The 12096-nt window shown below is 68.7% G+C and carries 11 protein-coding genes; 3 read left to right on the top strand and 8 right to left on the bottom strand.

The features are described from left to right. Positions 1-50: 50 nt before the first annotated feature. Genes ASD21_RS10545 through ASD21_RS10535 form a run of 3 tightly spaced genes read right to left on the bottom strand, consistent with a single transcriptional unit; the run spans position 51 to position 2667 of the window. On the bottom strand, positions 51-416 hold the full coding sequence (locus tag ASD21_RS10545; RefSeq protein ID WP_056440394.1) for a response regulator: 366 nt from the start codon (positions 414-416) through the stop codon (positions 51-53). Beyond that, positions 413-700 (bottom strand): STAS domain-containing protein, encoded by a 288-nt coding sequence (locus ASD21_RS10540; protein WP_056440392.1) that lies wholly within the window; start codon positions 698-700, stop codon positions 413-415. Before ASD21_RS10540 ends, ASD21_RS10545 begins: the two co-directional genes overlap by 4 nt. Continuing rightward, complete coding sequence (locus ASD21_RS10535) at positions 700-2667, bottom strand: methyl-accepting chemotaxis protein (protein ID WP_056440390.1); 1968 nt, start codon at positions 2665-2667, stop codon at positions 700-702. Before ASD21_RS10535 ends, ASD21_RS10540 begins: the two co-directional genes overlap by 1 nt. 420 nt (positions 2668-3087) lie before the next feature. On the opposite strand from ASD21_RS10535, the gene ASD21_RS10530 reads away from it, so the two are divergent. After that, positions 3088-3399 carry a hypothetical protein gene (locus ASD21_RS10530; protein ID WP_012284370.1) on the top strand — a complete coding sequence of 104 codons (312 nt, stop codon included), beginning with the start codon at positions 3088-3090 and terminating at the stop codon, positions 3397-3399. Positions 3400-3620: 221 nt separating this feature from the next. Here ASD21_RS10530 and ASD21_RS10525 read toward each other — a convergent pair whose 3' ends face one another. The 4 genes from ASD21_RS10525 to ASD21_RS10510 form a co-directional block, all read right to left on the bottom strand. Further along, positions 3621-5213 carry a globin-coupled sensor protein gene (locus tag ASD21_RS10525; RefSeq protein WP_056440388.1) on the bottom strand — a complete coding sequence of 531 codons (1593 nt, stop codon included), beginning with the start codon at positions 5211-5213 and terminating at the stop codon, positions 3621-3623. Positions 5214-5351: 138 nt separating this feature from the next. Then, complete coding sequence (locus ASD21_RS10520; RefSeq protein ID WP_056440386.1) at positions 5352-6500, bottom strand: acyl-CoA dehydrogenase family protein; 1149 nt, start codon at positions 6498-6500, stop codon at positions 5352-5354. A gap of 164 nt (positions 6501-6664) precedes the next feature. Next, positions 6665-8941 (bottom strand): S8 family peptidase, encoded by a 2277-nt coding sequence (locus ASD21_RS10515; RefSeq protein ID WP_056440384.1) that lies wholly within the window; start codon positions 8939-8941, stop codon positions 6665-6667. 39 nt (positions 8942-8980) lie between these two features. Then, on the bottom strand, positions 8981-10432 hold the full coding sequence (locus ASD21_RS10510) for an amino acid permease (protein WP_156398344.1): 1452 nt from the start codon (positions 10430-10432) through the stop codon (positions 8981-8983). 335 nt (positions 10433-10767) lie between these two features. Here ASD21_RS10510 and ASD21_RS10505 point away from each other — a divergent pair, with 335 nt between their 5' ends. Next, entirely contained in the window at positions 10768-11208 is a 441-nt protein-coding gene (locus ASD21_RS10505; protein WP_056440379.1) for a hypothetical protein, read from the top strand. Positions 11209-11223: 15 nt separating this feature from the next. Here ASD21_RS10505 and ASD21_RS10500 read toward each other — a convergent pair whose 3' ends face one another. Continuing rightward, the gene (locus tag ASD21_RS10500) at positions 11224-11484 is read right to left on the bottom strand and encodes a DUF6356 family protein (RefSeq protein WP_056441146.1); all 261 of its coding nucleotides are present in this window, start codon (positions 11482-11484) and stop codon (positions 11224-11226) included. Positions 11485-11603: 119 nt separating this feature from the next. Here ASD21_RS10500 and ASD21_RS10495 point away from each other — a divergent pair, with 119 nt between their 5' ends. Then, positions 11604-12071, top strand: coding sequence for an Lrp/AsnC family transcriptional regulator (locus ASD21_RS10495; protein ID WP_056440377.1), 468 nt, complete (start codon positions 11604-11606; stop codon positions 12069-12071). Positions 12072-12096 lie beyond the last annotated feature (25 nt).

Here is a 12096-nt window from a genome sequence, read left to right as displayed (position 1 = left end):
TCCCCGACTTCCTACAAAGCGTCTTCAAAGTACCTAGAGCACTCGTGCGATCAGGCCGCGACGCGGCGGATCGCCTCAACGAGCTTTTCCGGGTTGAACGGCTTGACGATCCAGCCCGTCGCGCCGGCTTCCCGAGCCCGCTGCTTCTTGCTGGGATCGCTTTCCGTGGTCAGCACCAGGATCGGGATGGCGCGATAATCGTCGTCGATCCGCACCGCCTCGATGAAGCCGAAGCCGTCGAGCTTGGGCATGTTGATGTCGGTGATGATCACGTCCGGGCGATGGGCGGACAGAACTTCCAGCCCATGTTCGCCGTCGACGGCTTCGACGACGTTGAATCCGGCGCCGGACAGGGCCATGCGCAGCATGTCCCGCATCGTACGCGAGTCATCGACCGTGAGGACAGTACGCGTCACGATGCAGCTCCTTGGATGTCAGTCTGAAGCAAAGCCCCTTCGGCCCCGAACAGACGGATGGTTTCCACGAACGCCTCGGAAGGCGCGGTGATCAGAAAGGGTTTGCCGTCCTCGTCCCACGCCTTGCGGGCGGCGAGCAGGACCTGAAGGCACAGGCCGCCGAGACGGCGGACCTGGTCGGCATGGACTTCGATGTTCTGGCCGCGGCGTTCGACGAACGCCTGCTTGAGCGGCGCCGACGCTTTCAGATCAAGGGTTTCAGGCAGAGCGATCGCGGTCGACATCAAAACTCCTCCCAGCCATCGGCGGCGGGGGCGGTCGCGGCCCCGCCACGCCCGGGACGGGCGAAGGCGTTGAGGCGAGCGCGTTGTTCAGCCACCGGATTGGCGGCGGGGGCGTGCTGGGCGGGATCGGCCATCTGCGGACGCTCGTACGAGGCCGTCTGCTGGCGGCCGTCGCCGACCCGGAAGCGGCCGATCAGGCGCACCAGCTCGCCGGTCTCGCCCTTCAGCGAGTGGGTGGCGGCGGTCGACTGCTCGACCATGGCGGCGTTCTGCTGAGTGACCTGGTCCATCTGGTTGACGGCGGTGTTCACTTCGTTGAGGCCGGTCGCCTGTTCGGCGGCCGAGGCGGCGATCTCGGTGACCAGGGCGTCGATCTCGCCGACCTTGACCACGATCCGCTGCAGGGCCTCGCCGGTCTGGCCGACCAGGCTGACGCCTTGGCTGACCTGCTGGGTCGAGGACGAGATCAGCGTCTTGATCTCCTTGGCCGCTTCGGCGGAACGCTGGGCCAGGGCCCGGACTTCCTGGGCCACGACCGCGAAGCCGCGGCCGGCGTCACCGGCGCGAGCCGCTTCGACGCCGGCGTTCAGGGCCAGCAGGTTGGTCTGGAAGGCGATCTCGTCGATCACGCCGATGATCTGGTTGATCTGCTTGGACGAGTCCTCGATGGCGCCCATGGCCGAGACGGCCTCGTGCACGACCTGGCCCGAATGGGTGGCTTCGCCGCGGGTGCTGGAGACCACTTCCGAGGCCTGCTTGGCGCCGCTGGCGGTGCGGCGCACCGTGGCGGTCAGCTCGTCCAGGGCGGCGGCGGTCTCTTCCAGCGAGGCGGCTTGCTGCTCGGTGCGGCGCGACAGATCGTCCGAGGCGTGGGCGATCTCGTCGGCGCCGGTGCGCAGGCCGTCCGTCGAGGCCGCGATGACCTTGATGGTTTCCTGCAGCTGGGTGATGGCGGCGTTGAAGTCGTCCTTCAGCTTGCGGTAGTCGCCCGGGAAGTCGGCCTGGACGCGGAACGTCAGGTCGCCCTTGGCCAGGTGCTCCAGGGCCTCGGCCAGCGACGACACCACCAGGGCGTTCTCGCGGGCCGCGGCGGCGGCGGACTCTTCCTTGGCGCGACGCTCGTCGGCGGTCAGGGCGGCGTTCTTTTCCTGCTCGGCGCGCATCTGCTCGAGGTGGACCTGATTGTCGCGGAAGACCTTCAGCGAGCGGACGATGGCGCCCAGCTCGTCGCCGCGGGTCATCTTCTCCAGGTCGATCGTATTGTCGCCCTTCGACAGACGCTCGGTGGCGCCGGCGATGTCGCCGATCGACTTGCGGGTGGTCATGACGGTCATGAAGGCCAGGCCGGCGACCGCCAGCAGGGTGATCACCGACAGGACGATCGTGGCGCTCATCGCGGCGGCGGCTTCGGCCTGACGCTTGGCGGCCTGGGTCGTGGCGCGGGCGGCGGCGTCGTCGACGACCTTCTGCAGTTGGGCGGCCATCTTGACGTAGGTGTCTTCGAAGCTGCCGGCGAAGCTGTTGGCCATGCCGATGTCGACGTCGATCATGCCGCTGACCGTGTCGATGGCGCTGCGGCATTCGTCGAGCGACTTGACCAGGGACTCGATCTTCGGACGCTCCGAGGCGGGCAGCTTGGACGAGAGGCCCTTGGTTTCCTTGCCCAGGGCGTCGAACTCGGCCAGCAGCTCGGTGATGCGGGGTCCGGCCGGCGGGGCCATCGGATCGGCCTTCGAGGCCAGGATCTGATAGAGCGTGCCGTGCGCCTTGGTGATGCGGCGCGACAGCGACTGGATCTCGCTGTTGATCCGCATGTCCTGTTCGACGACCTGCTTGAGCGCCGCGGACTGGCTCTTCTGGACGACGATCGCCCCTCCGGCCATCAGGGCCAGCATGAGCAGGGCGAACGCCGGCGCGAAGCCGATTTTGATGATCAATGGAAGATCGACGAGCCGGAATCGCTTCATCGGATTGGTCCCCTCTAGCGGTGGTCCGTGCGCACGGATCACCAACGTCGAGGGGGATCATCACGACATATTCCTAATAGTTCCTGACTTTGGTTAAGAGCCTTTGCCGCAGGGCCTGTCGCACCCCCCGGAATTTCCCGCCGTTCGCCGTCCTCCAAGCCCTCCTGGCTCCGGGAATCTGGAATGAGCCCGCGCGCGCGCGTGAGTCCCGCTCGCGGGGGAGCGGAGTCTTAAAAGGCGAAATCAGAGTCTAGTTTCGAGTGAAACGAGCGTATTCGCCAAATAATCGTGGTTATCAATGAGTAAATAAAGCCATCTTTCGATGACTCAGAATATTTTAACTCGCTTATGCGAAAAAGCTCAGGCGTCCGGACGACGCGACCGTCCGAAGGGCGAGACAACACTACTAGGAGCAGCGGGATGAAATATCCGATCGCTATTGCCGCGGGAATCGCAGGCAGCTTTTTCGTCGCCCAAGCCGCCTCGGCGGCTGGTGGTTTCGAAGACCAAATGGGCCGTTGCCTGCAGCAATTCGCGAACACCCGCGACGCCGCTCAGGTGATGCTGGAATGCACCGCCGACGCGGGCAAGCTCACGGAATGCAAGGTCGTGGACAACAGCGCCGCGGGCAAGGGTTTCGACAAGGCCGCCATGTGCATCGCTGAAAAGCTGCCGATGGGCGCCAAGACCGGCACCGTGAAGGTGCCCTTCCGCTTCCCGGGCGGCGCGTAAGTTTTAAAGCTCCTTTCCCAGGCCTTGCCTGGGGGGACCTGAACACGCCTCCGCTGGCTCCGCCGGAGCGTCCTTACAGGGGACGTTCCGGCTAGGGGCCAGCGGGGGCGTTTTGCGTTTGGGGACCCCATCGGCGCCGATGGGGCGCGGCGAACGCTCGCCGGGCCGCCCGCCATTCGGCCGGGGAGAGTCCCCCGGCCGGACAAACGGGCGGTCGCGGTCTAGAATTCCTGCCACTCCTGTTTGACCGCGGTGTTGCCGGCCCGAGCCGCCGGGCGCGCCGTCGCGCCCGGGCGGGCCGTCGGTCGGATCGGCGCCGGTGATCGCGCCGCGGGCCGCCGCGCGGGGCTGGCCTCGGCCCGCTGGCCCACCGTGAACGCTCCGATCAGATTGACCAGCTCGGCCGTTTGACCCTTCAGGGAATGGGTCGCGGCGGTCGTCTGCTCGACCATGGCGGCGTTCTGCTGGGTGACCTGGTCCATCTGATTGACCGCGGTGTTGACCTGGGCCAGGCCCGTGGCCTGTTCCTGGGCCGAGGCCGAGATCTGCAGGATCAGGGTGTCGATCTCCGCCACCTTGTCGACGATCCCGCGCAGGGCTTCGCCCGTCTGCCCCACCAGGCCGACCCCGGCGGCCACCTGGGCGGTCGAGGCGCCGATCAGGGTCTTGATCTCCCGCGCCGCGTCGGCCGAGCGCTGGGCCAGGGCCCGCACCTCCTGGGCGACGACCGCGAAGCCGCGGCCGGCGTCGCCCGCACGAGCGGCTTCCACCCCCGCGTTCAGAGCCAGCAGGTTGGTCTGGAAGGCGATCTCGTCGATGACGCCGATGATGTTGCTAATCTCCCGCGACGAGGTCTCGATCCCGCCCATGGCCGCCACCGCCTGGTCGACGACGACACCCGAACGTTCGGCCTCGGTCTTGGCGCCGGCGACCACTTCGGAGACCTGCTTGGCGTCGGCCGCCGAGCGGCGGACGGTGGCCGTGATCTGGTCCAGCGCCGCGGCGGTCTCCTCCAGGCTGGCGGCCTGCTGTTCGGTGCGGCGCGACAGGTCGTCGGCGGCGGCGCCGATCTCTTCCGAGCCCGCCTGGATGCCGCCCGTCGCCGCGGTCACGCGGGACATCGCCACCTCGAGCGTATCGATCGCCGTGTTGAAATCGTCCTTCAGCTTCTGGAACTGCGGCTTCACCTCGGCCGTCATGCGGCCGACCAGGTCGCCCGCCGCCAGGCGCTCCAGGGCGCCGGCGAGCGCGTCGACCAGCGCCGTCTGGCTAGCCTCGTTCTCAAGCCGCGCCGCATCGAGTTTCTGGCGCTCGGTCTCGATGGCCTCGAGATAGGTCGAGATGGCGAAGTCCATGTCGAGCAGGGCCGCCTTCACAAGCGCGCCGACAGCCTCGCCAGCCTTGCTGGAATCGCCCTTCGACATCAGCCCCCGCGGCCAGAACGACTGGATCGTCGCCCGGATCAGGTGATCGACGACCACCGCGTAGCCGCCGATATACCAGCGCGGCTCCAGCCCGATCCGGGCGTGGACCTCGCCGACCGTGCGGACGGCCTGGATGTAGGAGTCGCTGAAATCGGCCTCGGCGATGGCGCCCCAGTGGTCTTGCTGGCGATCCTTGGCCGAGTCCATGTGGCGCTCGTCCTTGAAGAACGCGCGGGTCTCCGGCGTGTTCTGGACCTTGGCGTAGAACGCGGCGAGGGCCGGGCCGACCTCCTTCTGGATCAGCGGGCGAAGATCCCGCAACGCGGTCCTCGCCTTGTCGTCCAGGCCGATGAACGCAACCCTTTCACTGATCGTCCGGTCGTGCGTCATCGTCGGTCGTTCCCGTGCAAATTGGCGTGGGAGGAACCTCGGTCAGCATGGATAACGAGGTCTTAAGAATTCTCGCCACGCGCGCGGCAAGTCGACGCATTCACGAAAAGGTCGCGGCCGCACGGAGATCGGACCAGCCTACCCGCCCCGCTTGATCGTTTCCCGGGCGATGACCAGTTGCTGGATCTGGCTGGTGCCCTCGTAGATCCGGAAGATCCGCACGTCGCGATACAGGCGCTCGATGCCGTAATCGGCTACATAGCCGGCCCCGCCGAAGATCTGCACCGCCCGGTCGGCGACCCGGCCGACCATTTCCGAGGCGAACAGCTTGGCGGCCGCGGCCTCCAGGGTCACGCCCTCGCCGGCGTCGCGCTTGCGGGCGGTCTCCAGGACCAGCGCCCGGGCCGCCAGGGCCTCGGTCTTGCTGTCGGCGATCATCGCCTGGATCAGCTGGAAGCTGGCGATCGGCTGGCCGAACTGCTTGCGCTCGCTGGCATAGGCCACGCAGTCGACCAGCAGCCGCTCGGCCACCCCGACGCAGACGCTGGCGATGTGCAGCCGCCCCCGGTCCAGCACCTGCATGGCCACCTTGAAGCCCTCGCCCTCCTCGCCCAGCCGGTTCCAGGCCGGCACGCGGACATTGTCGAAGGTCACGTCGTGGATGTGGGCGCCCTGCTGGCCCATCTTCTTCTCGGGCTTGCTGACCGACAGACCGGGCAGATCGCGCGGCACCAGGAAGGCCGAGACGCCCGAACCGCCCTTGGCCTCGGGATTGGTGCGGGCCATCACCGTGAACAGCGAGGCCTTGCCGGCGTTGGTGATGTAGCGCTTGGAGCCGTTCAGCACGTAGTCGTCGCCGTCCAGCACGGCCCGGGTCTGGACCGCGGCGCTGTCGGACCCGGCCTCCGGCTCGGTCAGGGCGAACGAGGTGACGATCTCGCCCGAGGCGATGCCGGGCAGCCACTTGGCCTTCTGGTCGTCCGTGCCGAACATCACCAGCCCCTGGCTGCCGATGCCGACATTGGTGCCGAACGCCGAGCGGAAGGCCGGCGAGGCCCGCCCCAGCTCGATCCCGACCAGGCATTCCTCCTCCATGTTCAGGCCCAGGCCGCCGAAGTCCTCGGGGATGGACAGGCCGAACAGTCCCAGCCCCTTCATCTCCTCGATGATCTCGGCAGGCACGGCGTCGTCCTCGGCGACCTTGGCCTCGATCGGGCGCAGCCGCTCGGCGACGAACCGGCGCACCGTGTCGATCAGCTGCTCGCGGGTCTCGAGGTCCAGGGCCATGGCGTTCCTTCCGCTTCAAACACTTGTTTTGAGCAGACTGTAGCGGCGGAACGCCGGAAGGAAAGAGGTTAGGGCGGGTTCATCGCCAAGAAGCCGAACCCGCCCTGGCTTCTTGTTTGGCGCGGTTCCTCAAGCGAACCGGCGTCCACTTCGCTCGAAACGCCTCAGAACCGCGATCGCCAGGTCGCCAAGGCCCCGACCTCCGGCGCCGCATCGGCCTGGTGACCCGGCTGCAGGGCCAGGCTGGTGCGCACCACCAGCGAGCGCCAGGGGCCGAAGGCGCGCTCCAGGCCCAGGCTCAGATCGATCTCGCGACCGTCGGGCGCGGCGCTGAACCGGCGAGTCGAGAAGGTCAGCGGGTCGTCATAGGCCAGCGGCACGTCGGCCAGCATGGCCTGGAACCTGCCGCTTTCGATGCGCAGGGGCTGGGAGACGCCGAAGGTCAGGCGCGAGCAGGCCCAGCCGACCAGCCGGCAGTCGGCGCCGGCTTCCAGCCGCCAGGCGCTGCTGATGGCGCTGTCCAGCGACAGCAGGCCGCCCTCCACCCCCGTGCGGCCGATCGACAGGTCGGCGTGCAGCGTCAGGCCGGGGCGCGGATAGAGGTCCAGCGCCGCCGCCCCGAGCCGGGTCTTGGCCGGCAAGGCCAAGGTGGTGCCGGGCGTCAGGTATGAGCCCAGCGGCCCCAGCGGCTCGTCCAGCGCGCCGCCGGTCAGGCTGATCAGGGCGTCGCCGACCTCCATCATGCCCGTGGCCGAGGCGTAGCTGGAGCCCTCGATCTCGACGATCTGCAGCGGCCGGCGCGGATGGGCCGAGCCCTGTTCGGCCAGCAGGGCGAACCGGCCCAGGCGTACGGCGGCCTGGGTGCTGCGGTCGGGCTGGGCGATGGTCTGGAACGCGTCGCGGCCCGCCGGACCGGCCGGGGCCGCCGCCCCGCCCTCGCCGCTCCAGCTGGACAGGCTCAGGCGGCCATAGGCGACCTGCATCCGCATCGACCGCATCGGTTGGGGACCCAGGGTCAGCGACGGCTCGGGCTCGTGGGCGCGCTCGTCGAAGATCGGCCCCTCGACCGACACCGCCAGGTTCAGCCCGCCCAGGGCCGGTCCGCCCAGCACCACCTGGCTGGAGGCCTGGATCGGCGGCGGGGTCAGCAGGGCGCCGCGCCGGTCGCCCGGCAGGCCGTCGGCCAGGTTGACCGAGAACAGGCGATTGTAGTCGTCGTGGATCACCGTGCGCAGGCCGTCGGCGCGCCGCAGGGCCGAGCCGAAGGCCGAGGCGACATTGCCGCCCACGCCGGGGGCGGTCAGGGCCGTCGCGCCGCCGTCGGGCAGGGACAGGCTGCTGGTCCCCACCGGCGCGAAGGCGCGGGCCAGGTCCAGGCCGCCCCGGCCGTAGGTGGAGTCGGTTCCCGCCGTCCCCAGATCGCTGGCGGTGCGCAGCAGGATGTCGACCGCGTCGCGTCCCGAGAGATTGGGGAAAGCCTGCAGCAGCAGGGCCAGGGCGCCGGACACCTGGGGCGCGGCGTAAGAGGTGCCGGACACCAGCGAGCACCCCGAACCGTCGCATTCGGTCTGGATGTCGTCGCCGGGCGCGGCCAGATAGCCGTTGGCCGTCACGCCGGCCCGGTTGGAATAGCTGGCCATCGCCCCGGTCGAGGTCAGGGCGCCGACCGCGATCACCGAGCCGGCGTAGCGTGGATCGACGGCGTAGCGGGCCGGCCACTCCGGATCGGCGGCCCCGTCATTGCCCGACGAGACGGCGACCACGGTCCCGGCGGCGGCGGCCCGGGTCAGGGCCCCCTCGAACTTCGGCCCCTCCGGACCATCGCCCCCGAGCGACAGGTTGACCACCTTGGCGCCCTTGGCCACGGCGTAGTCCAGGGCGTCGGCCAGGTCGTCGGAATCGAAGACGCAGTCGGGGCAGCCGGGGGTGGAGTTGCGGCTGTCGTCGGCCCGGATCGACAGGATGGTCGAACCGTAGGCGACCCCCACGGTGCCGGCCCCGTTGAAGCGCGCGGCGATGATGTCGGCCACCCGCGTGCCGTGGCGGCTGGAGCCGACCAGGGCGCCGCGCCCGATGATGTCGGTGGAGTCCGGCGACACCGCGCCGACCAGATCGGGCTGGGTCGCGTCCACGCCGGTGTCGATGACCGCCACGGTGATCCCCTGGCCGCTGGCGCCCTTGGCGTAGGCGACGTCGGCGTGGATCGCCGAGAGGTTCCAGCCGCGCTGGTACTCGGCGGTTCCGGCGGTGGGATAGGTCGGCGGCGGCGGAGGCGGCGGGGGTGGTGGCGGTGGCGGCGGGGGAGGCGGTGTGACGACGCCCGGGGACGGTCCCGAACCCCCGCCGCCGCCTCCGCCGCACGCGACCAGCGGAATCGCGGCGAGCAGCACCCAGACGCTGGGCCGCCAGATCCTGGGGCGATACAGTCGAGACCAAATCAAGCGTCGCAAAATCACCCCCCGGGGTCTGTCGCGAGCAGCCTACCCCTTGCCGGCCTCGGCCCGCGCCAGGGCGCTGCGTCGCACCCCGTAGAGGAAATACACCGCCGCCCCGATCAGGTGGGCGTACAGGAAGTAGCGCTGGGTCTTGGCCGGCAGACTGTAGAACAGATAGAGACAGCCCAGGATGGCGCCGGGCGCCACCAATTGCCACAGCGGCGTGGCGAACACCCGCGGCCGGCTGGGATCGCGCACCCGCAGGACGATCACCGACAGGCCCACGGCGATGAAGGCCGCCAGGGTGCCGGCGTTGGCCAGCTCGGCGATGTCCTTCAGCGACAGCAGGCCCGACAGCAACGCCGACAAGGCCCCGGTCAGCAGGGTCATCAGCACCGGGGTGCCGGTCTTGGCGTTCACCCGCGACAGGGCCGGCGGCAGCAGGCCGTCGCGGGCCATCACGAAGAAGATCCGGCTCTGGCCGTACATGAAGGCCAGGATCACGGTCGGCAGGGCGACCACCGCGGCCAGGGCCACCAGCTGCGCCATCTTCGGATGCTGAAGGGTCTCCAGGATGAACACCAGCGGCGCCTCGCTCTTGGAGAACACCTCGGCCCGCGAGGCGCCGATCGCGACGGCGGCGACCAGCATGTAGATCAGGGTGCAGATCAGCATCGAGCCGACGATGCCGATCGTCAGGTCGCGCTTGGGGTTCTTGGTCTCCTCGGCGGCGGTCGAGACCGCGTCGAAGCCGTAGAAGGCGAAGAAGATCAGGCTGGCGGCGGCCATCACCCCGACCTTGATCGCGTCCGGTCCAGCCGCCCCCGCGACGGTATGGGCGGCGAAGCCCTGGGGCATGAACGGCGTGAAGTGGCCGGCGTCGAAGGCCGGCAGGCACAGGACCACGAACAGGCCCAGGGCCGCGATCTTGATCACCACCAGCACCATGTTGACCGTGGCGCTTTCCTTGGTCCCCAGGGCCAGCAGCCCGGCCACGGCGAACGAGATGATCACGGCCGGCAGGTTGACCAGGCCATGCGTGCCGTCGGCGAACTCGACGTGCGGTCCGGCCAGCAGGAATTCGGGAAAGCCGGCCATGCGGAACAGGCCGGTGGCGTGGGCCGACCAGCCCACCGCCACGGCGGCGCAGACCAGGGTGTATTCGAGGATCAGGCTCCAGCCGACGAACCAGGCGACCGGCTCGCCCATGGCCACGTAGCTGTAGGTGTAGGCGCTGCCCGAGGCCGGGATCATCGTCGACAGCTCGGCGTAACACAGGGCCGCGCAGGCGCAGACCGCCCCGGCGATCAGGAACGACAGCATCACGCCCGGCCCGGCCAGGCCCGCCCCGACGCCGGTCAGGGTGTAGATGCCCGTGCCGACGATGGCGCCGACGCCCAGCGCGATCAGGTGATACCAGCTCAGGGTCTTTTTCAGCGCGTGGGCGGGATCGCCGGCGGCGGTGTCGATCGCCTTGCGGCGATTCCAGAAACTCATCAAGTCCTCCCCGACTCCGGAGCGTGGCGGCCGAAAGCGGATGCCGGTTTCGGCGCCCGCCACGCTCTGAATGTTTGATTCGCGTCTGTCCCCTAGGGACAGGCACGGGCGGGGACGATGGGCTAGGCGCGCCGCGTCGCCAAGGGGGAGAATTTGCTCCGCCGACGACGTTTTCTGACAAGCTTGTACAGCTGACGCTCACATCGGGGTCGGAAGCCGCCTCTCGATCGAGGCGGCGTCAGGTTGATGTCGATCAAGGCCTCGATCGCGGCGGCGCGCACCGTCAGTCCCATCCAGCTCGCAAGACTGTTGGAAATCAAACAGGAGGACGTCCAATGCGCGTTTCCAAAATCGCCACCGGGGCGGCGATCGCCATGGCCCTGGCCGTGGCGGGCCTCGCCATCGCCCAATCCGGACCCGGCCTGGGCGCCGGGACTGGGGGCATGATGGGCCGCGGCATGATGGGTCCCGGCATGATGGGGCGCGGCATGATGGGTCCCGGCATGATGATGCACAACGGGACCTGGTGCGCCGGTTGCGGCTACATGGGCCCCGGCTGGGGCGCTCGCCAATCAAGCCTGAACCTCGGCGCGGCCGACGTGAAGGCCTACATGGAGAGCTACCTCCAGTACCAGGCCAATCCCCGTGTCAAGCTGGACGCCGTCAAGGAGACCGACGCCGACTCCATCACCGCCGACGTCGTGACGACGGAAGGCGGCGTTCTCGTGCAGCGCTACATCTTCGATCGCCGCACGGGGGCCTATCGTCCGGGCTAGCGGCGCCGCCTGAGCTCAGATCACCGCGTCGAAGGCCGCCCAGTTGGGAACCGGCGCGTCGGTCCCGGCCGACTTGCGGCCGCGATTGGCGATGCGGGTGTGGAGCAGCTTCACGCAGCGGCTGCCCGTGGTCTCGAACAGGAACGGGAAGATCCCGTGGACGAAACAGGCCAGGCCGCCCAGCAGCATCGGAAAGGCGAAGCTCCAGGCCACGGCCATGTGCTCGCCATAGGTCTCGTCGACCGAACGCGGATGGCGGGTGAAGGCGTCGAGCATCAGCATCCTCGGATTTGCGCCTTTCCATGATGCCGCGCTTCGAGAGAATGACATGGTCTGAAACACGGCTTCGTGGCAATTAGGGAGAATTGAATTCTCCAAATGGGCCGTGATATAGAATGATCTCGCTCGACCAGATCGACCGCCGCCTGTTGGCGATTCTGCAGCAGGACGCCACCGTCCCGATCGCCGAGTTGGCCGAACGGGTGGGCCTGTCCCAGACCCCGTGCTGGAAGCGGGTCAAGCGGCTGCAGGATAGCGGCGTGATCACCGCCCGCGTCGCCCTGATCGACCGCGAGGCCCTGGACCTGCCGCTGACGGTGTTCGTGGCCGTCAAGACCGGCCGCCACGACGAGGAGTGGCTTGCGACCTTCGCGGCCGGCGCCAAGGCCCTGCCCGAGGTGGTCGAGTTCTACCGGATGAGCGGCGACGTCGACTATCTGCTCAAGGTCGTGGTCCGCGACATCGCCGCCTATGACCGCTTCTATCGCCGCCTGATCGCCACCGCTCCGCTGACCGACGTGTCGTCGAGCTTCGCGATGGAGCAGATCAAGTTCACGACGGCCCTGCCGATCGCGATGGGGTGAGGCGCGACCTTGTTACCGCCGACAA

It is taken from the genome of Caulobacter sp. Root1455 (genome assembly GCF_001426905.1).
Lineage (GTDB): Bacteria > Pseudomonadota > Alphaproteobacteria > Caulobacterales > Caulobacteraceae > Caulobacter.
The sequence above is the reverse complement of the archived record's forward strand: the minus strand, read 5'-3'. Positions and strand labels throughout refer to the sequence as shown.